Here is a 26032-nt window from a genome sequence, read left to right as displayed (position 1 = left end):
GTGGGCTGCCGCCCGGTCAAGTAACCAAGACCGTGCGGGTTCCACCCGCGCCGGGCCGGTTCTTAACGGCACGCTAACCATCCACTCGGCAGATCTTGCCGGGTGCGCCCCTCGGATCCCTCCGAGGCGGACGGCGATGGATCGGAAACTATGGCGGAGACGGCGAGCGCGCCGGCCAGCGGCAGGGCTATGAGCGGGGCCGCTTCGGTCCTGGGTCAGCTCGCGCTGCCCACCCGCGGCGACCTCCATGCGCTGTCCAAGCGCTCGGACCTCATGTTCGCCACCGGCGTCATGGGCATCCTGGCGGTCCTGATCTTCCCGCTGCCGGCGGTGCTGCTCGACCTGCTGCTCGCGGTCTCGATCATCACCTCGGTGCTGATCATGATGACCGGCCTGTCGATCGACAACCCGCTGGAATTCACCGTCTTCCCGACGCTGCTGCTCATCGCCACGATGCTGCGGCTGGCGCTGAACCTCGCCTCGACCCGCCTGATCCTGGGCCACGGCCACGAGGGCACGGCGGCCGCCGGCCACGTCATCGAGGCCTTCGGCAACTTCGTGATGGGCGGCAACTTCGTCATCGGGATCATCGTGTTCGCGATCCTGATCATCGTGAACTTCGTGGTCATCACCAAGGGCTCGGGCCGCATCGCCGAGGTCGCGGCCCGCTTCACCCTCGACGCGATGCCCGGCAAGCAGATGGCGATCGACGCCGACCTGTCCGCCGGCCTGATCGACGAGAAGGTCGCCAAGGCCCGCCGGGCCGCCCTGGAGGAGGAATCCTCGTTCTTCGGCGCCATGGACGGTGCGTCGAAGTTCGTCCGCGGCGACGCGGTGGCGGCCCTACTGATCACGTTCATCAACGTGGTCGGGGGCATCGTCATCGGCGTGGCGCAGCAGGGCCTGAGCTTCGGCGACGCCGCCAAGAGCTACACCCTGCTCACCATCGGCGACGGGCTGGCGAGCCAGGTCCCGGCGCTGATCGTCTCCACCGCGGCCGGCATCCTGGTCTCGAAGGCGGGCGTGAAAGGATCGGCCGACAAGGCGCTCGGCAAGCAGCTGGCGCATTACCCCAAGGCGCTCGGCATGTCGGCCGCCGTGATGTTCCTGATCGCGCTCCTGCCGGGCATGCCGATGCTGCCGTTCCTGCTGCTCGGCGGCGGGGCGGGCTACGCCGCGTGGCGGACCAACAAGACCGCCAACGAGGCCCCGCCGCTGGACGCGCAGGGCGTCCCGATGGACGCCAAGGCGGTCGCGGCCGCCGCGACGGCCAAGGAGGAGACCGTCACCGACCTCCTGAAGCTCGACGACCTGAAGCTCGAGATGGGCTACGCGCTCCTCGCCCTGGTCAACGGCGAGGGCCAGGACCGGCTCACCGACCAGATCAAGGCCCTGCGCCGCCAGCTCGCGGCGGAGCTCGGCTTCGTGATGCCGTCGGTGCGCATCCTCGACAACGTCCAGCTCGATGCCAATTCCTACGTGGTGCGGGTCAAGGAGATCGAGGCCGGCACCGGCCGGATCTTTCCTGGCCAGTTCATGGCCATGGATCCGATGGGCGGCCAGGTGCAGCTGCCCGGCCAGCACATGCTGGAGCCGACCTTCGGGCTGCCCGCCACCTGGATCGACGCATCCCTGCGCGACCAGGCGCAGCTCAAGGGCTACACCGTGGTGGATGCCGCCACCGTGGTCTCGACCCACCTCACCGAGCTGATCAAGGCCCACGTCTCCGAGCTGCTCAACCATGTCGAGGTCTCGAAGCTCCTGCGCGAATTGCCCAAGGAGCACGCTGAGCTACTCAAGGAGATCATGCCGTCGCAGATCTCGACCACCGGCGTGCAGCGGGTGCTGCAGTTCCTGCTGTCCGAGCGGGTCTCGATCCGCGACCTCGGGGCGATCGTCGAGGGGATCGCGGAGGTGGCCGGCGCGGTGAAGAACCCGCGCGACGTGGTCGAGCATGTCCGCGCCCGGCTCGGGCGGCAGATCTGCGCCCAGTACCAGGACCAGAATGGCACACTGCCGATCATCACCCTGTCGCCCGCCTGGGAGCAGGCGTTCATGGAATCGATCGTCGGCGAGCGCGAGGAGCGCTACCTGGCGATGCAGCCCTCGAAGCTCAGCGAGTTCGTCACCGCGGTCCGCGACCGCTTCGAGACCGCGGCCCGCCAGGGCGAGATGCCGGTGCTGGTCACCTCGGCGCAGTCGCGACCGTTCGTGCGCTCGATCATCGAGCGCTTCCGCCGCGAGACACCGGTGATGAGCCAGGCCGAGATCCACCCGCGGGCGCGGCTTCGCACCGTGGGGTCGATCTGAGCGGGTCGGCGGGCTGGGGTCTACCCGGCAGCGCGACGGGGAAAGCTCGTCACGCAACGATTTGTGAGTTGGGCGGACGGCGAAACACCCACCTCGTCATCCCGGGGCCGCGCAGCGGAACCCGGGATCCATAGCCGCTGACAGATCAAGATCTGGCACTGTCGGCGTATCTGGATTCCGGGCTCGCCTCCGGCGCCCCGGAATGACGCAGTGGACGATCCAACGATCGGTACAAAATTCAGCAGGGGAAGTGAGCCGAGCGCTCGCCCCCAGCCCGCCGGCCCCCCGCCTCAGATCGCCTTCTGCTTCAGCTCCCGCTCCAATTCGTGGGCGTCGAGCCCGGGCACGACCACCGGCGGCTCCGGCACGGTCGAAGGCACCGTGGCGGGCGTCGCGATGACGGCGGCGAGGCGGGAGCGCTCGAACAGCACCACGACGACCACCGAGATCAGCGCCGGGATCCAGAAGTAGAAGATCCGGAAGATGATCACCGCCGCGATGATGGCGTCCTTCTGGGCGTCGTCGGTGATGTGCATCGCGGTGATGAACACGATTTCGAACACGCCGAGGCCGCCCGGGGCGTGCGAGGCGAGCGCCACCGAGAACGAGGCCAGGAAAATCGCCAGGACAGGGATGAAGCCGGGGTTCATCGCCTCCGGCAGGGCGAAGTAGATGATGCCCGCTGCGCCGAGCAGCTCCAGCGGCGCCGCCAGCAGCTGCCGGACCATGATGCCCGGCCGGGGATATTCGAGCTTGAACGAACGGATGTGCAGCGGGCGCAGGTGCAGGATCGAGCCCAGCGCGTAGAGCGCTACGAAGCCCAGCATGCCGATGCCGACCACCAGGGCCGTCTTGGGATCGGTGAGGAAGCCGGGGAGCCGGCCTTCGAGCCGCGTCAGGAGGTTCGGATCCACCACCAGGGTGAAGCCTCCGAGCAGGATCGTGCCGAGGAAGAACGTGAACGAGCACAGGGCCACCAGGACGGCGACCTGGGCGGCCGACAGGCCCTTGGCCGTGTAGGCCCGGTAGCGCACCAGGGCACCGGAGAACACCGAGGCGCCGATATTGTGCGACAGGGCGTAGGTGGTGAAGGAGCAGAGCGAGACGAACAGCCACGAGATGTGGCTTACGCCCAGATGCAGCAGCGCGATCCGGTCGTACCAGGCGAGCGCGGCGTAGGCGACCAGGGTCGAGAATGCCGCCAGCAGGATGCGGTGGGGCGGGATCGCCAGGATGGCGGACCAGATCGCCGACAGCGACGTAGTCTTCAACTCTTGATAGAGAAAGTAGCCCGATACGACGACTGCGGCGAGGCCGATCAACGGCCAGATGAACTCGCTGAGCTTCTTCATGTACACCGACGCCCCGGGGAGAGCCCCTGATGCGCCGCCCTGCAACACGCCGCAAGCGGATCGAGGCCATCCCGATCCCCCTTGTCAGGCGATCATGACGGTTTCGTGCCGCGTTGCAGGCACGTCACACGCGAACTCGGAAAACCCGGCGCCGCACCGGGTGCAACGCGTGGGTGCGCAAGGCCCCGTACGACCGCGTCAGCCGCGGGCGCGGTTGAGCCCGATGCCGTCCATGGCGGCCTGGTCCCGGATCGCGTCGGCGGCGCGCTCGGCGGTGCGCTCGCGATCGTTCAGTATCTCGACCTTCTTCAGTTCCTCGAACGCCTCGCCGAGCTCAGCCTTGGCCTCGGCCAGCTGGCCTTCCAGCGCCTGGGCGGACTGGCGCATGTTGTCCCGGCGGCCGGCGGCGGCGCGGGCATAGGTCGGGTAGGCGAAATGCCCGACATCGGTGATGCCGGCGCGGGCCTCCTCGACGGCGACCTCCCGATCGAGTTCCACCGCCATGCGCTGGAAGTCGGCCATCATCATCTCGATCTGGGTCACACGCCGCCGCTTCTCATCAACCTGGAAGCGACGCAGCCGGATCAGCGTGTCACGCGATTTCATTGGGACGCTCACTCCACGCAACGCTCAGGGCCGCGCCAGGGACCGTACCCGGCCCGTGCCCCAAGCAGGATCGCGACGGCGAACCTGCTCAGACCCTAGTTCCGCATCACTCACTGCACCCAAGCGGTTACCGCTTCGCTGCATGATGCCTAGGCCCCGCCGATGATCTGGCTGAGCCGTGCGTAACCATCGCCGATGGACGTTGCTTCTTCCTTACCCTGCCCCAGAAAAGCCTCAAGCTGAGGCATGAGCGCCACGGCCTCGTCGACCTCCTGGGAGGAGCCCGCCCGGTAGGCGCCGAGCCGGATCAGTTCCTCCATGTCGGCGTAGGTCGACAGCACCCGCCGGGCTTGGCGGACCAGCGGCAGGTAGGTCGGATCGCAGGAGCGCGGCATGGTCCGGGAGACCGAGCGCAGCACGTTGATCGCCGGATAGCGCCCGCGCTCGGCGATGGCCCGCTCCATGACGATGTGGCCGTCGAGGATGCCCCGCACCGCGTCGGCCACCGGCTCGTTGTGGTCGTCGCCCTCGACCAGCACGGTGAACAGGGCCGAGATCGTCCCGGCGCCCACCCCGGGTCCGGCCCGCTCGAGCAGGCGCGGCAATTCGGAGAACACCGTCGGGGTGTAGCCCTTGGCGGTGGGCGGCTCGCCCGCCGCGAGGCCGATATCGCGCTGGGCCATGGCGAAGCGGGTGATCGAATCGATCATGCACAGCACCTTCGCGCCCTGGTCGCGAAAATGCTCGGCGATCGACAGGGTCACGTAGGCGGCGTTGCGGCGCATGAGCGCCGGCTCGTCCGAGGTCGCCACCACCACCACCGAGCGGGCGAGGCCGGCAGCGCCAAGATCGTCCTGCAGGAACTCCTGCACCTCGCGGCCGCGCTCGCCCACGAGGCCGATCACCGCCACGTCGGCGGCGGTGTAGCGGGCCAGCATCGACAGCAGCACCGACTTGCCGACGCCGGAGCCGGCGAAGATGCCCATCCGCTGGCCGGCGCACATGGTCAGGAAGGTGTTGATGCACCGGACCCCGAGGTCCAGCGGTCCGCCGACCCGGGTGCGGGCATGGGCCGGAGGCGGGTCGGCGCGGAGCGAATAGACATCCGGCCCCTGCGGCAGCGGCCCGAGCCCGTCCACCGGCCGGCCCAGCGCATCGACCACCCGCCCGAGCCAGGCGGCCGAAGGGCGGATCGCGCCGGCCGATTCGTCGCGCACATAGGCCGGGCAGCCGCGGCGGACCCCCTCCAGGGAGCCGAACGGCATGGCCAGCGCCCGGTCGCCCTGGAAGCCGATGATCTCGCAGGGCACCAGCCCGAGGCCGTTGGCGCCCTCCACGTCGATCCGGCCGCCGAGCCGCATGGCGGCGACCGGGCCGGCGACCTCGACCAGCAGGCCGCGGATCGCCACCACGCGTCCGTAAGTCTCCAGCACCTCGATGCGATCGAGGGCCGCCTGGGCCGCGGCGAGACTGGTAACGGACCTTGCGGGATCCTGTGTCATCCGCCTCGCTCTCAACGCTTCGTTTACCGGCCTCGTTAACACTGCGGTCATCGGGCTCGTAGCGGCCCGGTCCGGGCTCCGGCGGCTTTTAACGCTTCACGAAGTCGTGGGGTTGTGGCCGCAGGGTCACAGCCGGGACCGGGTCGTTACGGGGGAGACACTTACGCCCAAGCGCGTGGGCGGACCGGTCGTGAATGGAGCGGAATCATAGCCCCGGGCGGGGGTGGAGGGACCCTGTTCCTCCCGTCAAGCTCGTAGGCCGGTGAACGAGACGCTTGCGGGTGGGAATCAGGTTTTGTTAACGATTAATCCATAGCGTTCCACGTCAAGAGCGACGGAGCGCCCGTCCACAGGCCGGTGGCGGGCGAAGGTGGGGACGTGTCTGCGCGCTGATGCGGCCGGCTGGGCTGGGGACCGACGATGCGGGTACTTTTGATCGAGGACGATAGCGCGACCGCGCAGAGCATCGAGTTGATGCTCAAGTCCGAGAACTTCAACACCTATACCACCGACCTGGGCGAAGAGGGGATCGACCTCGGAAAGCTCTACGATTACGACATCATCCTGCTCGATCTGAACCTGCCCGACATGTCGGGCTACGAGGTGCTCCGCAACCTACGTGTGGCGAAGGTGAAGACGCCGATCCTGATCCTCTCCGGCATGGCCGGGATCGAGGACAAGGTGAAGGGTCTGGGCTTCGGGGCGGACGATTACCTCACCAAGCCGTTCCACAAGGACGAGCTGGTCGCCCGCATCCACGCCATCGTGCGTCGCTCGAAGGGCCATGCCCAGTCGGTGATCACCACCGCCGACCTGATCGTGAACCTCGACCAGAAGACCGTCGAGGTCGGCGGCGCGCGGGTGCACCTGACCGGCAAGGAGTACCAGATGCTGGAACTCCTCTCGCTGCGGAAGGGCACGACGCTGACCAAGGAGATGTTCCTCAACCATCTCTACGGCGGCATGGACGAGCCGGAACTGAAGATCATCGACGTGTTCATCTGCAAGCTGCGCAAGAAGCTCGCCAATGCCAGCCAGGGCAAGAACTACATCGAGACCGTCTGGGGCCGCGGCTACGTGCTGCGCGAGCCGATGGACGCCGAAGAGCGCATGGCGGTCTGATCCGCCACGGGTCATCCCCGGTCCTTGAAAAACCCCGTGCGGCTCGGCCGCGCGGGGTTTTCGCTTGTTTGGGACCGACCGGTCGAGCGCTACCGGACCCCGGTCCCGGAAAAGACTTGGGCCGCCGGCGCGACCACGACGTAGCCGCCGCACGGGGCGGTGCGGGTGATCACGGCGCTCGCCACGCCCCAGACATAGGTGCCGCCGCGATCCTGCGCGACGACGGGGCCACCGGAATCGCCAAAGCAGATCCGGGCGCCGTTCGCCCGGGCGATGGTCAGGCCGGTGTTGCTGGCCGCCACCGGGGTCAGGCTCGCGGTGCGCAGGCGCCCCACGCCGCGCCCGGACAGGCCGGCCCCGGCGATCCGAAGGGTTTTGGGCAGGCGGCGCGGATCGGCCGCGAGCGGCACAGGGCGCCGGTCGCGTACCGGCTCGGTCAGGCGCAGGACCGCGAGGTCGAGGGACAGGTCGGCGAGGCTCACGTCGGGGGCCGCGTTCGGCAGCATCTCGCCGGGATCGGGGCTGTAGCGGGCGGCGACCCGCGCCCCGTAGACCGGCCGCGCCGGCTCCGTCCCGCGGAAGAACACAACCAGCGCGCCCAGCGGATCGCCGTTGACGCAATGCGCCGCGGTGAGCACGAGGTCCGGCGCGATCAGGATGCCGGTGCAGCGCGTAAGCTTCAGGGCTTCCTCGGGCTGGGTGATCGTCCCGATCGCGACGGTGGCCTGCGCCAGCGCATCCCGTGCCGCCGGCGCCCCGCCCTCGATGGAAGCGGCCGGCCCGGACGAGCCGAGCCCCAGCGCTACCGCGAATGCCGCGCCGGAAAGCTGCGTTCCGATGATCCTGACGATGGTCACGTGCAAACCTTGCTGCCCAGGGTCCTACAACCACAGATGCGGCAAGGGGCATCCGGCGCAAGCGGGCGAGAGGACGCGGCCCGCAGCGGCCCGATCAGCGCGCCACGGTCCAAGTGCTGGTGCCGTCCTTGTTGTCCTTCACCGACACGCCCATGGCGGCCAGCGCGTCGCGGGCCCGGTCGGAGGCGGCCCAGTCCTTGGCCGCCCGGGCGGCCCGGCGCTCGGCGATCAGCGCTTCGACGGCGGGCACGTCGATCCCGGCCGCGGCGACCTGATCCTGCTCGCGGTCGCTGCGGGTGCGGGCGAGCAGGCCGAACAGGTTCGCGCCGGCCCGCAGGGCGGACGCCTCGTCGGATCCGCCGCCGGCAAGACCGTGCAGCGCGTTGATCGCGGCCGGCGTGTTGAGGTCGTCGCAGAGCGCGTCGAGCACGGAACCCGGCACCGCTTCGGCGACCGGCGCATCCCCGGCGGCGTTGTACCAGCGGTCGAGCACCCGGCTCGATTCCTCGAGCCCGCGCAGGGTCCAGTCGATCGGCTGCCGGTAATGCGTCTTGAGCATGGTCAGGCGCACGACCTCGCCCGGCCAGTCGTTCAGCACGTCGCGGATGGTGATGAAGTTGCCGAGCGACTTCGACATCTTCTCCCCCTCCACCTGCAGGAAGCCGTTGTGCAGCCAGACATTGGCCATCACCGGCGTCCCGAAGCAGCAGCGGGACTGGGCCACCTCGTTCTCGTGGTGGGGGAAGATCAGGTCGATGCCGCCCGCATGGATGTCGAAGGTCTTGCCGAGGTGCTTGGCCGACATCGCGGAGCACTCGATATGCCAGCCGGGCCGGCCCGGCTCGGCGATACCGGCGGGCGACGGCCAGGACGGCTCGCCGGGCTTCGACGGCTTCCACAGCACGAAGTCGAGGGGCGAGCGCTTGTAGGGCGCGACCTCGACCCGGGCGCCGGCCTCCATCTCGTCCAGCGGGCGTTTCGACAGGCGGCCGTAATCGGGCATCGCCGGCACGTCGAACAGCACGTGCTCTTCCGCCACATAGGCGTAACCGCCTGCGACCAGAGCATCGATCATGGTGCGCATCTCGGCAATGTGATCGGTGGCCCGGGGCTCGATGAAGCGGAGCGGCTCACCCGGCCGGTTCACGTCCTCAGGCATCAGGATACCGAGATCGCGGATGTCCCGGTGAAACTGCTCCAGCGTCCTGTCGGTGAGCGCGCGGATGGTGATGCCGCGCTCGGCCGCGCGGGCGTTGATCTTGTCGTCCACGTCCGTGACGTTTCGGGCGTAGGTCACGTGCGCCGGCCCGTAGAGGTGGCGCAGCAACCGGAACAACAGGTCGAAAACGATGATCGGGCGCGCGTTGCCGATATGTGCGAAATCCCAGACCGTCGGGCCGCAGGCATACATCCGCACCTGGGCGGGATCGATCGGCGCGAACGCCTCCTTGGCACCAGTCAGCGTGTTGTAGAGCCGCAACATCGGCGCCATGAAACCCATCCCCTTCCGGCGCCGCGGCCGAAATCCGGCACCGCGCCGTCGCCGGAAAACCGGCCCTGCCTTCAACGACCTGCGGGCCCTGCGACGCGAAGAACGGCCGAACCATGGCGTCTCCGACCCTGCCGCAGCCGCCCGCTGTTGCACTGCGGCGACGGTGCCGCCCGCCCGATGGGGCTAACGCAAAAGCGTGAGGAATTCGAGGTGGTCCTCGCGAGGGAGGGGTAAGCCTTCCTTAACCGCGCCGTCGGACCGTCCGGCCCAAGCTCCTCACACCTAAGATACTGCACACAAGGACCTTCGATGCGACGCACGGCCGCCGGTTACTTCGTCATCGCCGCTTGCCTGGCCACGGCTTGCCTCGCGCAAGGTGCGTTCGCCGGCAGCGACGGCGAGACGCCCGCGAAGGTGCCGGCCCATGTCGAGAAGACGTTCCTGATCCCGTCGAGCGACGGCTACGGCGTCGGCGATTGCCTGACGACCCCCGGCAGCGAGTGCGGCCAGGTCGTCGCCAACGCCTGGTGCGAGGCGCAGGGCTACGCCGCCGCCAATACCTTCGGGACCGCCGCTGCCGACGAGTATACCGGCGCCATCGAGCAGCCGATCTCGACCCCGACCGAGCGCCCGATCCGCATCACCTGCCGGGACTGACTGACGCGCGCCGTCAGCCCTTCACGAAATCCGAGCATTTCGGCGCCGGCTCGGTGCCCCAGGGCGCCAGCGGCACCGCCGAGGTCGAGTTCTTCGGCGAACCCTGGATGACCTTGTCCGAATAGACCATGTAGATCAGCGTGTTGCGCTGGGCGTCACAGCCGCGCACGATCTGCATCGACTTGAAGATCAGCGAACGCCGCTCGCTGAACACGACCTCGCCCTGGCCCAGCTTGCCCTTGAAGGCGATCGGCCCGGTCTGGCGGCAGGCCAGCGAGATGTCGGAGACGTCCTCGGCCAGGCCGAGCGTCCCTTTGATGCCGCCCTTCTCCGGCTGCGTGTACCAGCAGGCGACCCCCGACACGGCCGGGTCGTCGATGCCGTAGACCACGAGCTTGTCGTTGGGGGTCAGGGGCCGCCAGACCGTGGACTTGGAGAAGATCCGGTCCGGCTCCTGGGCCGAGGCCGGTCCGGCCGCCGAGAGGCCGAGGGCGACAAGCCCGACACAAGTGAGACTCCGAAACCACATCACGGGTCAATTCCCTGCCCAAGCACGCGGCCCGGATGTAGGAGGGCTGTCGCCGCCTTGCGAGGGGGCGTACACTCAAGGTGCTTCGGTCCCGAGGCCGGGGCAGGACCGCACCCGACCAGGGTGGATTGCGGCATTTCCGATCAACGCGATGCAGCAGCCGATGCTTGACCGCCCGATCGTCCGTTCGCTCGGCCGCCTCATCTTGAGTGCGGTGCTGGCGTGCGGTCTGTCTCTCAGCCTCGACGCCGCGCGGGCGCAGGACGCGCCGCCCAGCCCGCCGGTCGCCGGAGAGGTGAGGCCGGGCGTGCCGCAGCTTCCGTCGCCGCTCTGCCGGCGCTACCGGGCCGAACTCGCCTCCGTCCAGAACGGCGCCAGCACGACCCGGGCGCTCAACGACGAGATCGGGCGGCTGGAAGCGTATTTCCGCGGCCTCAACTGCGAGGGCGGCAAGTTCCTGTTCTTCGACACGCGCCCGCCCCAGTGCGGCGCCGTGGAGCAGCGCATCCGCGCGCTCAAGGCCACCTATGGCGGCGCGGTGTTCGACGACAGCGGCGCCCGCAAGCGCGAATTGCAGGGGCTGGTCACCACCAACTGCCCGGCCCGGGAAACCTACGCCGCCAGCGGCGAGGTCTATGCCAAGGGCGGCCCGCAGATGGTCTGCGTGCGGACCTGCGACGGCGGCTTCTTCCCGATGCGCAACCTGCCCGAGGGGCGCGGCGGCGCCGACGAAATGTGCCAGGCGCTCTGCCCCGGCACCGAGGCGCAGGCCTATGCGATGCCCTACGGCGACGAGGCGCTGAAGCACGCCGCCTCGGTGAAGGGTAGCCGCGCCTACGTGAGCCTCGCCAACGCGTTCAAGTTCCGCAAGGAATTCGTGCCGAACTGCTCCTGCAAGCCGCAGAACCAGACCTGGGCGCAATCCCTGGTGAAGGCCGAGAGCATGCTGGTGCGGCACAAGGGCGATATCTTCGTCACGCCGATGCAGGCCGAGGCGCTGTCGCGCCCGAAGGTGCGCCTGACCCTGGTCGGCCGCGCCGACCGGACCGCGGCCGAACTCGCCGCCGACGCCGCCGGACGCGCCGGGGTCGAGATGAATGCCGGTGCGTCGGGCGAGGCCAAGCCGGACGCTCCCCTGGCGAGCGGCACCAAGCCCGACCATGTCGCGGTGCGGATCATCGCCCCGGACATGATCGCGGTTCCTCAGCGGCTGACGCCCTGACGGAGTCTTGAGCGGTCGGACCGGAACCATAGGGCGCGCACGGGGTTCGGGTCGGCTCGATCCGACACGAGGCCCCGATGCGGCTCCTGCGACTTCTCCTTCTCACCGGCACGGTGCTCCCGGGCCTGACCGTGATGCAGCCCGCGGGCGCATCCCCGGGTCCGATCCTCCTGGCTCAGGGCGGCCCCGACGAGCGCGGCCCGCGCGGCGGCGGCGAGCCTCCGCATGGCGGCCCGCGTCCGGAGCGGCCACCACAGGAGCGTCCGGGACCGCCGCCGGGGCCGCCCCCCGCCGCGCGCGAGCGGCCCGAGCCGCGGCCGGAGCGTGCCCCGCCGCCGCGGGAGCGTCCCGAACCGCCGCACGAGCGCCAGCCTCAAGGAGAGCCGCCCCCGCGCGAGCGCGCTCCCGAGCGCCGGCCCGAGCCGCCGGCGGCCCGTCCGCCCGCGCAGGAGCGTCGGCCTGATCGCGGGCCGGACGGCCCGGAACGCCCCGGGCCGGAGCGTCCGGCGCCTGAGCAGCGGCGTGCGCCCGATCGCCCCTCGCCGGAACGGCCCGGACCCGACAGGCCGCCGGCGCAGCGGGATTCAGCACCTCCGCCGCCACCCCGGTCGACGCCGGAGCGTCCGCCGCAGCCGCAGCGTGCGCCGGATCAGGACCGCCGGGCGCCCGACCCGGAGCGGGCGGCGCCCAATGCCGCGCCGAACGCTCCGGCGCAGCGCTGGGACGCCGTTCCCGATCGCGAGGCACCGGCCCAGCGCCCCGGCGGCCCGAGCGCGCCGCCTCCGAGGGCGGCCCCCGGCGTGCCGGGCCGGCCCGTGCAGCGCCCGGACGCTCAGCCCCAGCCGGGTGCAGAACCCGGGCGGCCCGTGCCGCCCAACATGGCCCCCGGCGTCCCGGGCCGGCCCGTCCAACGCCTGGAAAACCAGCCCGGCGCCCAGCCGCAGCCGGGCGCCGAGCCCGGACGTCCGCTGCCGCCCAACATGGCACCGGGGGTGCCCGGACGCCCCGTCCAGCCGCCGGGACCGCCGCCCGGCGCCAACGCTCCACTCCCGCCGACCGGCGCACAGCCGGGTCAGCCGCCGGCCGGCGGCCCAGGCGGTCGCGGCGCGTTCAACACGCCGGGCCAGCCCGGCTACGTCCCGGGCGGCTTCCGCGCGGACGACGACGTGCGCGACTACGAGCAGGTCCGCCGCGACCGGCGCGAATACAGCGAGGGCGGCCGGACCTTCTACCGGGAGCCCGGCCGCATCATCGTCCGCGACCGCGACGGCTACCTGATCCGCCACGACGAGAACGAGCGGTTCCGGGACCTCGACCCGCGCGGCTTCCACTCCGAGCGGCGCGGCGCCGACTATTACAGCTTCATCGACCGGCCGGGCGGCGAGCAGATCGTCACCGTCACGGATGATGACGGCCGGATGCTGCGCCGCTACCGCCGCTTCCGGGACGGCCGCGAGGTCGTGATCATCGACAACAGCTATGGCGGGCCGCCGCGCCCGATCTACGACGACGTGGTCGTGCTTCCGCCGCCCGACATCCGCATCCCGCGCGACCGCTACGTGGTGGAGTACGAGCAGGCGGACGAGGGCGCTGTCTACGAGGCGCTCACGGCCCCGCCGGTGGTCGCGGTCGACCGCCGCTACACCCTGGATCAGGTCCGCTACAGCCCGGACCTGCGCGCCCGGATGCGCTCGGTCGACATCGACACGATCACCTTCGACACAGCCTCGTTCACGGTCACGCCTGACCAAGCGGCCCGGCTGTCGGTGATCGCGGCCGCGATCAACCGGGCGATCCGGGCCAACCCGCAGGAGGTGTTCCTGATCGAGGGCTACACCGATGCGGTCGGGTCCGACATCGACAACCTGTCCCTGTCGGACCGCCGGGCGCAATCGGTGGCGACCGTGCTCACCCAGCAGTTCCAGGTCCCGCCCGAGAACCTGACCACCCAGGGCTACGGCGAGCAGTACCTGAAGGTGAACACGCAGAGCGCCTCCCGGGAGAACCGCCGCGTCACGGTCCGGCGGATCACGCCGCTGCTGCAGCAGGGGACGGCGCAGGGCGCACCGCCGCGTTGAGCGGGTCCGTCACGTCGTCAGGTCCCGCGCCCGGCGCGGGGCCAAGCTGAGCAGGCCCAGCACCGCGAGCCCCGCGCCGATCCAGAGCGGGGCCGCGAGGCCGTAGCCCCGGTCGATCGCGAGGCCGCCGAGCCAGGTTCCGAAGGCGAGGCCGGCCGTGATCACCGAGGTATGGAGGCTGTTCACCAGCGGGCCGGGATGGGCGACCCGCATCACCCGGGCGACCATGGCCGGGTTGAGGGACACGCCGGTCAGGCCGATCATCAGGAACGCGGCAACGCTGACGGCCGCGTCGGACGGGAAGGCCGCGAAACTCGCCAGAGCCGCGGCCAGGACGACGAGGCCGATGGCGAGGACGGGGATCGTATGGCGATCGGCCAGCCGGCCGATCACGAGATTGCCGATCACCGTCGCGAGGCCGTAGGCGGCGAGCACGATCGGGATCAGCCGCGGCGCCAGCCCGGTGACCTCGGTGAAGATGGCGGTGACGTAGCTGAAGGCTGCGAAGGTCGCGCCGATGATCAGCCCGCTGGTCGCGTAGGCCGCCCAGAGGCGGCCGTTGCGCAAGTCGGCCAAACCGGACGCCAGATCGACCTGCGTGTTGTGAGCGGGCCTCGGGATCGTCGGTCCGACGACGGCGAGGCACAGGGCCGTCAACCCGACCACGAGCCAGAAGCTTGTGCGCCAGCCGACCAGGTCATTGATCAGGGCTGCGGCAGGCACGCCGACCACCGGCGAGATCATCAGCCCGGCCAGGACCAGGGAGGCGGCCCGGCCACGAAGGTCGGCCCGGACCGATTCGGCGCAGAGCGTCAGGCCGATCCCGAAGCAGGCGGCGCTGGTGATGCCCTGGAGGGTGCGGGCGAGCGCCATTAACGCGTAGCTCGGCGCCACGGCGGCCAGCGTGCTGCCGATGAGGAACACGGCCAGCAGCCACAGCAGCGCGTCCTTGTTCGAAACGCCCAGCCGCAGGAGCAGGGCGATCACCAGCGGTCCGCCGAACGTCATGCCGAGGGCGAACAGCGCGATCAGGTTGCCGATTTCGCCCACCGAGACCGCGAAGGCCGTGGCCAGCGACGGCATCAGCCCGGCGACCATGAATTCCGCCGTCGTGATCACGAAGATCGTCGCGCTCAGGAGATAGACCCAGGGCGGCACCGTGGCTGCGCCGGGCTTTACCTCGTCGGTGACGGCCGGTGTTTCGATCCTCGTCTCCGCTGCCCGCATCGTCGCCCCCGTTTCTGTAAAATCGACTACAGAATGGCTAGGCTGGCTTGCCGCGACCGGTCAAGTGATTCTATAAATCCCGCTACAGAAAGGTTTGTGATGGCTTCCGCGCGAGGACGGCCCCGCGGCTTCGACCGCGATCAGGCCCTGGAGCGCCTGATGCAGGTGTTCTGGGCCAAGGGCTACGAGGGTGCGCAGCTCAACGACCTGACCGCCGCGATCGGGGTGAAGCCCCCGAGCTTCTACGCGGCCTTCGGCTCGAAGGAGGCGGCGTTCCGCGAGGCGATCGACCTGTACATCGCGACGATCGGCTCGGCCCAGATGCAGGCGCTCCAAGACGCGGCGACCTTTCGGGACGGTCTGCGCGCGATGCTGGAGGGCAGCGTCGCGGTCGCGCTCTCGACCAAACCGGGCGGCTGCCTGCTGATCCTCGGCGTGGTCAATTGCCTGCCGGCGAACGAGGCGGTGCGCGCGCATCTGCTGCAGGCCCGGCACAAGACCGTCGCGCTGGTCTCGGACCGGCTCCGGCGCGGCGTCGCGGAGGGCGAGTTGCCCGGGGATACGGACATCCCCCAATTGGCCGCGTTCTATCACGGCATCATGCAGGCGATCTCGTTCCAGGCCCGGGATGGGGCGACGCGGGCCGAGTTGCGCGCGTTGATCGATCCTGCGTTGCGCGCCCTCGATCCGGGCTGATCCGCCCGCATGGCGACGTCGCGCCGCCTGCGGTTGACGCGGGCAGCCCTGCGCCGCACCACCGAGCGAGTGAAGCAGCGCAGGACCACGATGGCGAGCGAACGCAACGAGCGGCTGATCCGGTCGGGCACGCCGGACTTCCGCCGGACGGCTCTGGCGCTCGCCGCCGCCGGGTTCTCGACCTTCGCGGTGCTCTACGCGGTGCAGCCGCTGCTGCCGATTTTTTCGGATGAATTCGGCGTCTCGCCGGCCGAGAGCAGCCTTGCTCTGTCGCTGCCCTGCGGGCTGCTGGCCGTGGCCCTGTTGGTGGTGAGCCCGCTCTCGGAGATCTGGGGCCGCAAGCCGGTGATGCTGGCCTCCCTGTTCGCCTCCGCGCTGCTGACCATCGTGGCCGCCCTGGTGCCGAGCTGGCACGGCTTCCTAGTGCTGCGGGCGCTCTCCGGCCTGACCGCGAGCGGCCTGCCCGCGGTGGCGATGGCCTATCTCGCCGAAGAGATGGACGCGCGCGCGATCGGCCTGTCGATGGGGCTGCTGGTCGGCGGCAACGCGCTCGGGGGCATGTCCGGACGGCTGATCAGCGGCGTGATGGCGGATCACATGAACTGGCGGATTGGTCTGGCGACGATCGGCGGGCTGGCGCTCGTCGCCGCCCTGGCCTTCTGGCGCTGGCTGCCGCCGGCGCGCAACTTCGTGTCGCGCCGGATGGCCTGGCGCGAGGTGCCGGGCAGCTTCGGCCAGCATTTCCGCGATGCCGGCCTGCCCTGGCTGTTCGCCGAAGGCTTCCTGCTGATGGGCGGCTTCGTCTGCATCTACAACTACATCGGCTTTCGCCTGCTCGACCCACCGTTCTCCCTGAGCCAGACGGTGATCGGCCTGATCTTTTCCGTCTACATCGCCGGGATGGTCAGCAGCCCGGCGACGGGCGAACTGGCGAGCCGCTTCGGCCGGCGGCGGGTGCTGTGGCTCGCCACCGGGCTCGGGCTGGTCGGCATCCTGATGACGGCCGCCGACAACATCCTGCTGATCGTCGCCGGGGTCGTGGTGGTGACCATCGGCTTCTTCGGGGCGCATTCGGTGGCGAGCAGCTGGGTCGGACGGCGGGCGCTGCGCGACCGGGCGCAGGCCTCTTCGATCTACCTGTGCCTGTACTATCTCGGCTCCTCGGTGCTCGGCACTGCGGGCGGCTGGTTCTTCGCCCATTCCGGCTGGACCGGCGTGGTGCTGTTCGTGGGCGCCCTCTACGGTCTCGCGCTGGCCATCGCGATTCGGCTGTCGCGACTGGCGCCGCTGACGGTTTGATCTCGGGAGGGAAACAATGAGCGTGCGCACCCATGCCGGTCACGTCGTCGACCAGTTCGGCGCCCAGGCCTCGGCCTACGTGACGAGCGCGGTCCACGCCGCGGGCGCCGATCTCGACCGGATCGGCGCGCTCATTCGCACCATGCCGGGCGCGCGGGTGCTCGATCTCGGCTGCGGCGGCGGCCACGTCGCCTTCGCGGCGGCCGCAGCGGGCGCCGCGGTCACGGCCTACGACCTCTCGGGCGAGATGCTGGCGGCGGTCACCGCCGAGGCCGGGCGGCGCGGCCTCGACCGGGTCGAGACCCGGCAGGGCGCCGCCGAGGCCCTGCCCTTCCCGGATGCCGCCTTCGACGCGGTGCTGACCCGCTACAGCGCCCACCATTGGCGCGACGTTCCCGCTGCCCTGGCGGAGGCGCGGCGCGTTCTGAAGCCGGAGGGGCTGATGGTCGTCTGCGACGCCGTCGCCCCGGAGGAGCCGTTACTCGACACCCATCTCCAGGCGGTGGAATTGCTGCGCGATCCCTCGCATGTGCGCGACTACCGGGTCTCGGAATGGCGCACGATGCTGGCGGCGGCGGGCTTCGCCCCCGGCCAAGCGCTCGCGAGCCGGCCGCGCATGGAGTTTTCCAGCTGGATCGCCCGGATGCGCACGCCGGAGATCCACGTCGCGGCGATTCGCGCCCTCCAGACCGCGGCGGCGGTCGAGGTGACCAGGCATTTTTCGATCGAGGCCGACGGAAGCTTCCTGCTCGATTCGGTGCTGATCGAGGCGCGTCCGCACTGAAACACCGGCAGAGGCTTGGCCGTTGAACGGTCCGGCCCCCGCCCCCATCTCAAGATCCCGCTTCATCAGAGGAAGCCCGGCCCGCCCTGCGGGATCGCGGCTCTGCAAGTCCGCCTGCTTGAGCTCGTTACCGTCGTCCTGCTGATCGCGCTGAACGGCGTCTTCGCTCTCTCGGAGCTGGCGGTGGTCTCGTCGCGCAAGAGCCGCCTGCGCGCCTATGCCGACGCGCGGCGGCCGGGCGCGAAGGCGGCCCTGGCGCTCGCCGAGGAGCCGGGGCGGTTCCTATCGACGGTCCAGATCGGCATCACCCTGATCGGCATCCTGTCGGGCGTGGTCTCGGGCGCGGCGCTCGGCGACCGCCTGGCGCTCACGCTGATCGATCTCGGTCTGCCGAAGGGCTGGGCCGACACGCTGGGCTACACCCTGGTGATCGGGGCGATCACCTACCTGTCGGTGATCATCGGCGAGCTGGTCCCGAAGCACTTGGCCCTGCGCAACCCGGAGGGGATCGCCTGCGCGGTGGCGCCCGGCATGCGGCTCGTCGCCCGGGCGGCCCTGCCGGCGGTGTGGCTGCTCGACGCCTCGACCCGGGCGGTGTTCCGGCTGATCGGCCAGGAGACCGAGAGCGCCAGCGCGGTCACTGAGGAGGAAATCCGTAGCCTCGTGGCCGAGGCCGAGACCGCCGGAATCATCGAGGGCGGCGAGCGCGCGATGATCTCGGGCGTGCTGCGGCTCGGCGACCGGCTGGTGCGCGGCGTCATGACCCCGCGGACCGAGGTCGTGTGGCTCGATCTCTCGGACGATTCCGAGACCATCCGGGAACGTCTGCTGGCGAGCCCCCATGCCCGGCTGCCGGTGGCCGAGGGCGGCCCGGACGCGATGATCGGCGTCGTGCAAGTGCGCGACCTGATCGGCCCGCTCTCGCGCGGCGAGCCCCTGGACCTGCGAGCGCATGTCCGCCGGGCGCCCGTGCTGCCCGATACCCTCGACGCCCTCGATGCCCTGGACGCGCTGCGCAAGGGTCCCGTGCCGATGGCACTGGTGCACGACGAGTACGGCCATTTCGACGGGCTCGTGACCCCGGCCGACATCCTCGACGCCATCGCGGGTGCGTTCCATTCCGAGAGCCTCGAGCCGGACGCGGTGCGCCGACCGGACGGCTCCTGGCTGATCGCCGGCTCGATGCCCGCCGACGAGTTGGCCGATCAGCTCGGCCTGCGCCTGCCGCCGTCGCGCGACTACGCCACGGCGGCAGGCCTGGTCATCGCGGCGTTCCAGCGCCTGCCGGAGACCGGCGAGACCTGCGACATCGCCGGCTGGCGCTTCGAGGTGGTCGATCTCGACGGCCGCCGGGTCGACAAGCTGCTGGCGACGCAGCTGGAAGAAGCGGAGGCGGAGTAGGCGCTACGCCGCGTCGCCCGCAAGGCGACGTTCCGCCCGGTCGCGGCCGATCAGCGGCAGCAGCCCGGCGAGGTCCGGCCCGTGTTCCAGGCCGGTGAGCGCGAGGCGCAGCGGCATGAACAGGCCCCTGCCCTTGGCGCCGGTGCGGCTGCGGATCTCGGTGGTCCAAGCCTTCCAGGTTTCGGGGCCGAACGGCTCCGGCGGCAGGGTCTCGCGGGCGGCCGCAATCACGGCCTCCTCGGTGAGCACCGGATCGATCGGGCCGGCCACCACCTGCCACCAGTCCCGCACCTCCGAGACCCGGCCGACATTGGGCTGCACCGCCCGCCAAAACGCCTCCGCGGTCTCGGGCGGGATGCCGAGATCGGCCAGACGCGGGGCGACCTCCGCGTACGGCATGGCGTGGACGAGCCGTGCGTTGAGGCCGTCGAGCTCCGCGGGGTCGAACCGGGCCGGCGCCCGGGAGATCTCGCCGAGATCGACCAGGCTCGCCAGGGTGTCGAGGTCGGGCACCGCCCGCACCGATTCGGCCGAACCGGTGAGCACGGCCAGCGAGCGCACGGCCGCGGGCTCGTAGCCGGCCTCGCGCAGCCCGCGCAGCGACAGGTGGCCGAGCCGCTTCGACAGCCCCTCCCCGTCCGCCGTGGTGAGCAGGTTGTGGTGGCCGAAGACCGGGACAGTGGCGCCCAGGGCCTCGAAGATCTGCACCTGCACGCCGGTGTTGGTGACGTGGTCCTCGCCGCGGATCACGTGGGTGATGCCGAGATCGGCATCGTCCACCACCGAGGGCAGCGTATAGAGGTAGCTGCCGTCGGCGCGGATCAGCACCGGGTCGGACAGCGACGCGCAATCGACATGCGCCGGTCCGCGCACGAGGTCGTCCCAGGTCACCGTGCGCGCCTCCAGCAGGAAGCGCCAATGCGGCCGGCGGCCCTCTGCTTCGAAAGCCGCCTTCTCCTCCGCGGTGAGCTGCAGCGCCGCCCGGTCGTAGATCGGTGGCTGGCCGCGGCCGAGCTGGCGCTTGCGCCGCCGCTCCAACTCCTCCTGGGTCTCGTAGCAGGGATACAGTCGCCCCGCCGCGCGCAGGTGGTCGGCGGCCGTGTCGTGCTGGGCCTTGCGGTCGCTCTGGCGGACGAACAGGTCGGGCTCGATTCCGAGCCAGGCCAGATCCTCCCGGATCGCCTCGGCGAAGACTTGCGTCGAGCGCTCCGCATCGGTGTCGTCGAGGCGCAGCAGGAACCGGCCGCCCGCCTTGCGCGCGAACAGGGCGTTGAGCAAAGCCGGGCGGGCGTTGCCGATATGCAGGTAGCCGGTGGGCGAGGGAGCGAAGCGGACGAGCGTCATGATCCGCTCTGTAGCCGATCTGCGCCGGGTTTTGCGCGTCCCTTCGCGCATGGGTGGCGCGAGCCGCCCCCGCCCCGGCGTCCAGCCCGCTACCCAGCGCCGGCAAAACCCGTCAGAACGCCACGCTTGGCGCGGGTCGGGGTAAGCGGGATGGACGGGACGGCCGATATCGTGGTGGTCGGCGGCGGGATGGTCGGGCTGGCCTGCGCCATCGCGCTCAAGGACCGCGGCCTCGACGTGGTCCTGTGCGACCCCGGCGAGGCCCGGGCCCGGACCTCCTACGGCAATGCCGGCGTCGTCAGCCGCGGCTCGATCCTGCCGATGTCGAGCCCGGCCCTGTGGGGCAAGCTGCCGGCCTATCTGCGCAACGCCGACCGGGGCCTGCGCCTGCGCTACACGCATCTACCGCGGATCATCCCCTACACGGCGCATTTCCTGGCGAGCGCGCGGGCGTCGCGCTGGCGGCGGGCCGCCGCCGCCCTGCTGCCCCTGACCAGCGCCGCCTACCCGGCCCATGAACGCCTCGCCGCCCGGGCCGGCACCAGCGAGCGGCTGCAGCGGACCGGCTGGCTCAAGGCCTACCGCACCGACGCCGCCTTCGAGGCCGCCGCCCTGGAGCGGGAGATCCTTTCGGGGCACGGGGTGGCGTTCGACATCCTCGATACGGTGGGCATCCGCGACCTGGAGCCGGCGCTGGTGCGCCCCTACGCGCGGGCGATGCTGCTCACCGAGACCGGCTCGGTGCGCGAGCCCGGGCGCCTGATCGAGGCCTGCGAGGCTTTGTTCGCCGGTCTCGGCGGAAGACGGGTGCGCGGGAGCGTCGAACGGCTGTCGCCCGAGGCCGAAGGATGGCGCGTCGTCACCGAGGCTGGCGCGGTACGGGCCCAGCAGGTCGTGCTGGCGGCGGGCGCCGCCTCCGGGGGAATCGCTCGAACCCTCGGCTACCGCTTCGCGGTGGCGGCCGAGCGCGGCTATCACCGCCACTACGCCCTGCACCCCGACAGTCCGCCCCTCACCCGGCCGGTGCTCGATACCGGCGCCGGCTCGATCCTGTCGCCGATGGGCGAGCATCGGGTCCGGGTGCTCTCCGGGGTCGAGCTCAACGCCAGGCACGCAGCCCCGGACCACACCCAGATCGAGGCGGCCTCCCGCGAGGCCGCCGAGACCCTGCGGCTGGGCGGTCCTCTCGACAACGAGCCCTGGCTCGGCTCGCGGCCGTCCACCCCCGACGGGATGCCGGTGATCGGCCCGGCGCCCCGGCACACGGGTCTGCTGTTCGCGTTCGGGCACGGCCATATCGGCCTGTCGACCGGGCCGATCACCGGGGAGATCGTGGCCGACCTCGCCACCGGGCGGAAACCGGCGGTGCCGGTGGCGGCCTTCGCGCCCGAGCGCCTGCTGGGCTGGCCGCGGCTGCTGTAAGCGTCAGCGCCAATCGTAGGGGTTGTAGGGCTCCAGCGCGGCCTGGATCCGCCGCAGGATCTGCGGCTGCCGCTGGAGTTCGGCCTCGCGAGCGAGCGCCCGCAGGAACGCCCGGGGGCCGTGTTCGAGGTCCCGGGCCAGGCCGTCGTAGCGCTCGGCCGGCTCGACATGGGGCGGGTTGACGGTGACGAGGTAATCGAGGCCGCAGGTCGGCGGGTCGATCCCCAGCCGGTAGCAGACCTGCACCCGGGCGAAGGGCTCGCCGGGGCGGCGGAGGACCCGGTAGCCGCCGCGCGTGAAGGCGCCGCCGGTGGCGCGCTCGGCATAGGCGAGTGTCCCGTCCACCGTGGCGAGGCTGTCGGTGTGCCGCGTGCGCACGAGGTCGATCGCGGCCCGCTCAGTGGGCAGAAACGGCTGTGCGTGCACCCCGGACGCGACCGAGGCGGCGAGCAGGGCGAGGGCGAGAGGTCTCACGGCTTCCTCATGCAGACGGCGACCGGCTTCGCATCCTTGGCGGCCTTGGCGGTCATGTCGAGGCATCCGACCGTGGCCACGCCGTCGGTGACGGTCACGGACGGCACCACGGCCATGCCCTGGCAATAGGCGCCGATCAGGTCCTCGTCGCGGTGACAGGCCACGTCGAGCCGCACCAGCGTGTTCATCGCCGGCCCCGGAGGTCCGGCCGCACCGGCGGGGCCACGATCCCCGGCGGGACCGCGCTCGCCGGTGGCGCCGTTCAGGCCCGGCGGCCCCTGCGGTCCCGGTGGCCCCTGCTCGCCCTTCGGACCCGGCGGCCCGGCGGGCCCGGGCTTTGGCGCCTCGCAGCCGGCGAGCGCCAGCGCCGCGATCAGCCCCGGGACGAGCGCGGCCTTCCTTGGGATTCGCATACGGTTCTCCGGCCGGGCTGCCGCCGACGAAGTGGCGCCGGGCCGGCTGGCGTCAATGGCGATCCTCTGCCGAACGGGCAGCGTATCCCTTCGCTTAATACAACTTTCAGTAGAACATCGGGGTCGGCGGCACTGTGCTTGCCGGATTTAAGCTTTTCGCAAACGATTAGTACCACATCAGGATGCGTGCTGGTTTTCAGGCGAAAATTTGAGTCCATGACTCGCCGAGTACAAATATTACCACGAACGAAACCTACCTCAGGTTGCCTCGTCGCTCGATTCAGGCGGGAAGCCGGCGGCGCGGCCGCGGTGGAATTCGCCCTGGTGGCGCTGCCGTTCCTGGCGCTCGTCGGCGCGGTCTTCCAGATCGCGTTCCAGATCTGGGCGACCCAGAATTTCGACCGCGCCCTGCAGAACGCGGTCCGGACCATCTTCACCGGGCAGTTCCAGCTCGCCAATGCCGGGCAGACCGACGCGGCGACCCTGCTCGCGTCGCTGAAGACCACGATGTGCGGCACCGGTGCCGGTACCATACCGACCGTGTTCAACTGCCAGAACGTCAAGATCGACGTCGCCACCACCAGCACGCTCGCCGGCGCCAGTGCGGCAACGCCGGTCAATGCCGCCACGGGCACGTGGAACACCAGCTTCGGTTCGAACTACGCCTGCGCCAAGCCGGGCACCATCGTGGTCGTGACCGCGGCGGTGCAGTTCCCGACCCTGTTCAACCTGATGGGGCTCGGTACCAAGAAGTTCACCACCGGTTCCGGGGCCGGGTCCAGCCTGCTCACCGCGACGGCGGTGTTCCGGACCGAGCCCTACCAGATCACCGGGTCGAGCCCGTGCTGAGACACTTCGCCCTCAAGGCCGCCCGGCTGCGCCGGGATCGGCGCGCCAGCGCGATCGTGGAATTCGCCGTGATCCTGCCGGTGCTGCTGTCGATCTGGGCCGGCATGACCGAGATCGCCCACGCCATCGACGAGTGGCGCAAGCTGACGCTGCTCGCCCGCACCGTGGCCGACCTGACCGCGCAGGGCGACACGCAGAACCCGATCGGCACGGCGCTGATGAGCGACATCGTCGCCTCCGCCGCCAAGGTGATGCGCCCGTTCGACACGACGAACGTGAAGATCGTCGTCAGCGCGCTGGGCGTCGATCTCAAGAATCTGAACCTGTTCCCACGAGTCTGCTCCAGCATCGCCAACGGCAACACCACGGCCCGGACCACCGGCACCGCCATCGACCTGATCGTCCCCCCGGGCTACCAGACCACGGGCATGCGCTACGTGCTGGCCGAGGTCAGCATCAGCTACACACCGATGATCGGCTCCGCCCTGGTCAAGCTGGTCAAGGGCGTCGGCAACCAGATCACCTTCACCGCATCCGTCCCGTGGCCGACCCGCGGCGGCACCACCTACGGGTCGAACACCTACACCGAGGTCGTCGTGCCCGGCACCAGCGCGAAGGCGTGCGATGGCTCGACACCCTGACCGCGCCCGCCCGCCGGGGCGGTTCGGCTTCGCACGGGAACGGGGCGGTAACGTCGCGGTCCTGTTCGCCTTCCTGAGCGTGCCGATGCTGATGTTCACCGGCGCGGCCATCGATTACGGCTTCGCGACCCGGCTGGAGACCAAGCTGCAGGCCGCGACCGATGCCACGGCGCTGCTTCTGTGCCAGACACCGCTCACGACCACGAACGCGGACCTCAACCTGCTTGCCCAGACGGCGATGACCGGCGCCATGGGGGTGGCCAACCTCGTGGTCGACCCGCTGATCATCACCAGCAGCCCGCGCCAGATCACCCTGACCGCCCACAAGCTCTCGACGGTGTTCTTCGGCAAATTCACCGGGACGACCCGCATCAACCCAGGCTCGGCCGCGCAATGCGCAACGCCGCTGCCCAAGACCTTCGAGATCGCGCTCGTCCTCGACAATACCGGATCGATGGCGGAGTCGAGCGGCGGCCAGTCCAAGCTCCAGGCCGTGCAGACCGCAGCGACGAACTTCGTCAACTACGTCTACACCAACGCGGCCTTCTCGAGCGCGACCCGGATCTCGATCGTGCCGTTCGCCGGCGCCGTGGCGGTCGATCCAGTGGCTTACCGCTATGCCAGCTGGATCGATCTGAACGCGCAATCCAGCTATCACTGGACCAACGTGCTCTCCGCCAGCGGGTCCGGCTTCGCGAGCCGGTTCGACATCTTCACGAAGCTTCAGGGCGTCTATTCCGGCTGGGGCTGGGCCGGCTGCCTGGAAGCACTCCCCTACCCGCTCAACGTCCAGGACGGCGCGCCCACGGCCGCGAACAAGGATTCCTACTACGTCCCGCTGTTCTCGCCCGACGAGCCTGGGGATGCCAGCAGCAGCTACAGGGATTTCAGCGATACCACCGGCACCTATAGGTCCTACAACAGCTACATCGACGACGACACCAGCAGCTCAAGCGGCACGTGCCCGATCAAGACTTTGTCATACAGCGCCTCTCTCGGTCGGGCCTGCAAATACGTCAGTCCGCGCAACGCCACATCCAACAGCTATCTCGGGATCCCGAACGGGCCGAATTTCGGCTGCACGACGAAGCCACTTCTGACCCTGACGAGCGACACGAGCGCCCTCAAGAGCCTGATCGGCAGCATGGCGCCCCTGGGGTCGACCAATATCCACGAGGGCTTCATGTGGGGCTGGCGGACGCTCTCGCCGAAGAGCGTTTTTGCAAGCGGCGCAACCCCAGCCAGTAGCAGCCCACCCGCGGCCTACGCGTCGACATCGAGCGCCTCGAATACGACGACCATCAACAAGATCATCATCCTGATGACCGACGGCACGAATAGCTGGTCGGCCAATCCGAATGCGCCCACCGGATCACTCTACTTTGCCGACGGTTATTTTCAGAATGCTAACGCCACCAATGCAAACGGGCGGATGCCCAGCGGTAATCAGAACGTGTCTGACGGGACCAGCGCCCGCAATGCGCTCGATGCACTGACCGCGACCGCGTGCAATAACGCGAAGGCGGTCAACATCGCGATCTACACGATCGGCTTCAGTGTCCCCTCCGATCCGATCGACGCCGCGGGCCAGACGCTCCTCAAGAACTGCGCCTCCTCGGCGAGCCAGTTCTTCCTCGCGAACACCTCGGACGACCTGATCAAGGCGTTCCAGCAGATTCAGGCGAGCATCGGCGCGCTGCGGCTGACGCAGTAAGAGACGCGGTTGGCCTATCCGTGAGATGGGCAGCGGCCGCA

23 protein-coding genes are annotated in these 26032 nt (G+C 70.1%); 13 read left to right on the top strand and 10 right to left on the bottom strand.

Annotated features, from left to right (window positions below; genetic code table 11):
• Positions 1 to 150: 150 nt before the first annotated feature.
• Entirely contained in the window at positions 151 to 2310 is a 2160-nt protein-coding gene (gene flhA, locus MKL09_RS21640) for a flagellar biosynthesis protein FlhA (protein ID WP_244023570.1), read from the top strand.
• A gap of 290 nt (positions 2311 to 2600) precedes the next feature.
• Here the strand turns inward: flhA and MKL09_RS21635 are convergent, their stop codons facing one another.
• The 3 genes from MKL09_RS21635 to fliI all read right to left on the bottom strand — a co-directional run bounded on the left by MKL09_RS21635 (position 2601) and on the right by fliI (position 5770).
• The gene (locus MKL09_RS21635; protein ID WP_244023568.1) at positions 2601 to 3662 is read right to left on the bottom strand and encodes a lysylphosphatidylglycerol synthase domain-containing protein; all 1062 of its coding nucleotides are present in this window, start codon (positions 3660 to 3662) and stop codon (positions 2601 to 2603) included.
• A gap of 198 nt (positions 3663 to 3860) precedes the next feature.
• On the bottom strand, positions 3861 to 4268 hold the full coding sequence (gene fliJ / locus MKL09_RS21630) for a flagellar export protein FliJ (protein WP_092042766.1): 408 nt from the start codon (positions 4266 to 4268) through the stop codon (positions 3861 to 3863).
• A 149-nt stretch (positions 4269 to 4417) separates the two neighbouring features.
• Positions 4418 to 5770: a flagellar protein export ATPase FliI gene (fliI, locus tag MKL09_RS21625; RefSeq protein ID WP_244023566.1), complete on the bottom strand. Its 1353-nt coding sequence runs from the start codon at positions 5768 to 5770 to the stop codon at positions 4418 to 4420.
• 420 nt (positions 5771 to 6190) lie between these two features.
• Between fliI and ctrA the strand changes: the two genes are divergently transcribed.
• Positions 6191 to 6892: a response regulator transcription factor CtrA gene (gene ctrA / locus MKL09_RS21620; RefSeq protein WP_147857559.1), complete on the top strand. Its 702-nt coding sequence runs from the start codon at positions 6191 to 6193 to the stop codon at positions 6890 to 6892.
• 89 nt (positions 6893 to 6981) lie between these two features.
• On the opposite strand, the gene MKL09_RS21615 is transcribed toward ctrA, so the two are convergent.
• Both MKL09_RS21615 and cysS read right to left on the bottom strand, forming a co-directional pair.
• Positions 6982 to 7749: a S1 family peptidase gene (locus tag MKL09_RS21615; protein ID WP_244023564.1), complete on the bottom strand. Its 768-nt coding sequence runs from the start codon at positions 7747 to 7749 to the stop codon at positions 6982 to 6984.
• A 94-nt stretch (positions 7750 to 7843) separates the two neighbouring features.
• A complete protein-coding gene (gene cysS / locus MKL09_RS21610; protein ID WP_244023562.1) occupies positions 7844 to 9241 on the bottom strand; it encodes a cysteine--tRNA ligase in 1398 nt (465 codons plus the stop codon).
• A 309-nt stretch (positions 9242 to 9550) separates the two neighbouring features.
• Here cysS and MKL09_RS21605 point away from each other — a divergent pair, with 309 nt between their 5' ends.
• Positions 9551 to 9898 (top strand): hypothetical protein, encoded by a 348-nt coding sequence (locus MKL09_RS21605; protein WP_244023560.1) that lies wholly within the window; start codon positions 9551 to 9553, stop codon positions 9896 to 9898.
• 13 nt (positions 9899 to 9911) lie between these two features.
• Here the strand turns inward: MKL09_RS21605 and MKL09_RS21600 are convergent, their stop codons facing one another.
• Positions 9912 to 10427 (bottom strand): CreA family protein, encoded by a 516-nt coding sequence (locus MKL09_RS21600; RefSeq protein ID WP_244023558.1) that lies wholly within the window; start codon positions 10425 to 10427, stop codon positions 9912 to 9914.
• Positions 10428 to 10590: 163 nt separating this feature from the next.
• Between MKL09_RS21600 and MKL09_RS21595 the strand changes: the two genes are divergently transcribed.
• Together MKL09_RS21595 and MKL09_RS21590 are read left to right on the top strand one after the other, a co-directional pair.
• On the top strand, positions 10591 to 11649 hold the full coding sequence (locus MKL09_RS21595) for a DUF2865 domain-containing protein (protein WP_244023556.1): 1059 nt from the start codon (positions 10591 to 10593) through the stop codon (positions 11647 to 11649).
• 77 nt (positions 11650 to 11726) lie between these two features.
• On the top strand, positions 11727 to 13727 hold the full coding sequence (locus MKL09_RS21590; RefSeq protein WP_244023554.1) for an OmpA family protein: 2001 nt from the start codon (positions 11727 to 11729) through the stop codon (positions 13725 to 13727).
• A 9-nt stretch (positions 13728 to 13736) separates the two neighbouring features.
• Here MKL09_RS21590 and MKL09_RS21585 read toward each other — a convergent pair whose 3' ends face one another.
• Entirely contained in the window at positions 13737 to 14954 is a 1218-nt protein-coding gene (locus tag MKL09_RS21585) for an MFS transporter (RefSeq protein ID WP_244023552.1), read from the bottom strand.
• Positions 14955 to 15053: 99 nt separating this feature from the next.
• Here MKL09_RS21585 and MKL09_RS21580 point away from each other — a divergent pair, with 99 nt between their 5' ends.
• The 4 genes from MKL09_RS21580 (at position 15054) to MKL09_RS21565 (ending at position 19134) form a co-directional block, all read left to right on the top strand.
• Positions 15054 to 15650 carry a TetR/AcrR family transcriptional regulator gene (locus tag MKL09_RS21580; RefSeq protein WP_244023551.1) on the top strand — a complete coding sequence of 199 codons (597 nt, stop codon included), beginning with the start codon at positions 15054 to 15056 and terminating at the stop codon, positions 15648 to 15650.
• Between the two features lie 90 nt (positions 15651 to 15740).
• A complete protein-coding gene (locus MKL09_RS21575) occupies positions 15741 to 16949 on the top strand; it encodes an MFS transporter (RefSeq protein WP_244023715.1) in 1209 nt (402 codons plus the stop codon).
• Positions 16950 to 16965: 16 nt separating this feature from the next.
• Positions 16966 to 17733, top strand: a complete 768-nt coding sequence (locus tag MKL09_RS21570; RefSeq protein ID WP_244023549.1) for a class I SAM-dependent methyltransferase — start codon at positions 16966 to 16968, stop codon at positions 17731 to 17733.
• 114 nt (positions 17734 to 17847) lie between these two features.
• A complete protein-coding gene (locus MKL09_RS21565; protein ID WP_244023713.1) occupies positions 17848 to 19134 on the top strand; it encodes a hemolysin family protein in 1287 nt (428 codons plus the stop codon).
• A 3-nt stretch (positions 19135 to 19137) separates the two neighbouring features.
• Here MKL09_RS21565 and gltX read toward each other — a convergent pair whose 3' ends face one another.
• A complete protein-coding gene (gene gltX, locus MKL09_RS21560) occupies positions 19138 to 20478 on the bottom strand; it encodes a glutamate--tRNA ligase (RefSeq protein WP_244023547.1) in 1341 nt (446 codons plus the stop codon).
• Between the two features lie 150 nt (positions 20479 to 20628).
• On the opposite strand from gltX, the gene MKL09_RS21555 reads away from it, so the two are divergent.
• On the top strand, positions 20629 to 21900 hold the full coding sequence (locus tag MKL09_RS21555; protein ID WP_244023545.1) for an NAD(P)/FAD-dependent oxidoreductase: 1272 nt from the start codon (positions 20629 to 20631) through the stop codon (positions 21898 to 21900).
• A gap of 3 nt (positions 21901 to 21903) precedes the next feature.
• On the opposite strand, the gene MKL09_RS21550 is transcribed toward MKL09_RS21555, so the two are convergent.
• Positions 21904 to 22374: a hypothetical protein gene (locus MKL09_RS21550; protein WP_244023543.1), complete on the bottom strand. Its 471-nt coding sequence runs from the start codon at positions 22372 to 22374 to the stop codon at positions 21904 to 21906.
• A complete protein-coding gene (locus MKL09_RS21545; protein ID WP_244023725.1) occupies positions 22371 to 22787 on the bottom strand; it encodes a hypothetical protein in 417 nt (138 codons plus the stop codon). The genes MKL09_RS21550 and MKL09_RS21545 overlap by 4 nt, the downstream gene beginning before the upstream one ends.
• A gap of 309 nt (positions 22788 to 23096) precedes the next feature.
• Here MKL09_RS21545 and MKL09_RS21540 point away from each other — a divergent pair, with 309 nt between their 5' ends.
• The 3 genes from MKL09_RS21540 to MKL09_RS21530 are packed head-to-tail and all read left to right on the top strand — an operon-like array spanning position 23097 to position 25991.
• On the top strand, positions 23097 to 23636 hold the full coding sequence (locus MKL09_RS21540; protein ID WP_244023541.1) for a TadE/TadG family type IV pilus assembly protein: 540 nt from the start codon (positions 23097 to 23099) through the stop codon (positions 23634 to 23636).
• Positions 23630 to 24277 (top strand): TadE/TadG family type IV pilus assembly protein, encoded by a 648-nt coding sequence (locus tag MKL09_RS21535; RefSeq protein ID WP_244023539.1) that lies wholly within the window; start codon positions 23630 to 23632, stop codon positions 24275 to 24277. The genes MKL09_RS21540 and MKL09_RS21535 overlap by 7 nt, the downstream gene beginning before the upstream one ends.
• Positions 24261 to 25991, top strand: coding sequence for a pilus assembly protein (locus tag MKL09_RS21530; RefSeq protein WP_279606043.1), 1731 nt, complete (start codon positions 24261 to 24263; stop codon positions 25989 to 25991). The genes MKL09_RS21535 and MKL09_RS21530 overlap by 17 nt, the downstream gene beginning before the upstream one ends.
• The last annotated feature ends 41 nt before the right edge of the window (positions 25992 to 26032 follow it).

The organism is Methylobacterium sp. J-048, from assembly GCF_022829515.1.
In the GTDB taxonomy this organism is placed as follows: domain Bacteria; phylum Pseudomonadota; class Alphaproteobacteria; order Rhizobiales; family Beijerinckiaceae; genus Methylobacterium.
Note: the sequence above shows the minus strand (reverse complement) of the source record. Positions and strands in the feature narration are given on the sequence as shown.

Coding starts and splice junctions, on each gene's coding strand:
- MKL09_RS21545 (WP_244023725.1), bottom strand. CDS start 22,787: ATGCGAATCCCAAGGAAGGCCGCGCTCGTCCCGGGGCTGATCGCGGCG.
- MKL09_RS21575 (WP_244023715.1), top strand. CDS start 15,741: ATGGCGAGCGAACGCAACGAGCGGCTGATCCGGTCGGGCACGCCGGAC.
- MKL09_RS21600 (WP_244023558.1), bottom strand. CDS start 10,427: ATGTGGTTTCGGAGTCTCACTTGTGTCGGGCTTGTCGCCCTCGGCCTC.
- MKL09_RS21580 (WP_244023551.1), top strand. CDS start 15,054: ATGGCTTCCGCGCGAGGACGGCCCCGCGGCTTCGACCGCGATCAGGCC.
- cysS (WP_244023562.1), bottom strand. CDS start 9,241: ATGGCGCCGATGTTGCGGCTCTACAACACGCTGACTGGTGCCAAGGAG.
- MKL09_RS21585 (WP_244023552.1), bottom strand. CDS start 14,954: ATGCGGGCAGCGGAGACGAGGATCGAAACACCGGCCGTCACCGACGAG.
- fliI (WP_244023566.1), bottom strand. CDS start 5,770: ATGACACAGGATCCCGCAAGGTCCGTTACCAGTCTCGCCGCGGCCCAG.
- MKL09_RS21590 (WP_244023554.1), top strand. CDS start 11,727: ATGCGGCTCCTGCGACTTCTCCTTCTCACCGGCACGGTGCTCCCGGGC.
- MKL09_RS21530 (WP_279606043.1), top strand. CDS start 24,261: ATGGCTCGACACCCTGACCGCGCCCGCCCGCCGGGGCGGTTCGGCTTC.
- MKL09_RS21555 (WP_244023545.1), top strand. CDS start 20,629: ATGGACGGGACGGCCGATATCGTGGTGGTCGGCGGCGGGATGGTCGGG.
- flhA (WP_244023570.1), top strand. CDS start 151: ATGGCGGAGACGGCGAGCGCGCCGGCCAGCGGCAGGGCTATGAGCGGG.
- gltX (WP_244023547.1), bottom strand. CDS start 20,478: ATGACGCTCGTCCGCTTCGCTCCCTCGCCCACCGGCTACCTGCATATC.
- MKL09_RS21595 (WP_244023556.1), top strand. CDS start 10,591: ATGCTTGACCGCCCGATCGTCCGTTCGCTCGGCCGCCTCATCTTGAGT.
- fliJ (WP_092042766.1), bottom strand. CDS start 4,268: ATGAAATCGCGTGACACGCTGATCCGGCTGCGTCGCTTCCAGGTTGAT.
- MKL09_RS21605 (WP_244023560.1), top strand. CDS start 9,551: ATGCGACGCACGGCCGCCGGTTACTTCGTCATCGCCGCTTGCCTGGCC.
- MKL09_RS21635 (WP_244023568.1), bottom strand. CDS start 3,662: ATGAAGAAGCTCAGCGAGTTCATCTGGCCGTTGATCGGCCTCGCCGCA.
- ctrA (WP_147857559.1), top strand. CDS start 6,191: ATGCGGGTACTTTTGATCGAGGACGATAGCGCGACCGCGCAGAGCATC.
- MKL09_RS21570 (WP_244023549.1), top strand. CDS start 16,966: ATGAGCGTGCGCACCCATGCCGGTCACGTCGTCGACCAGTTCGGCGCC.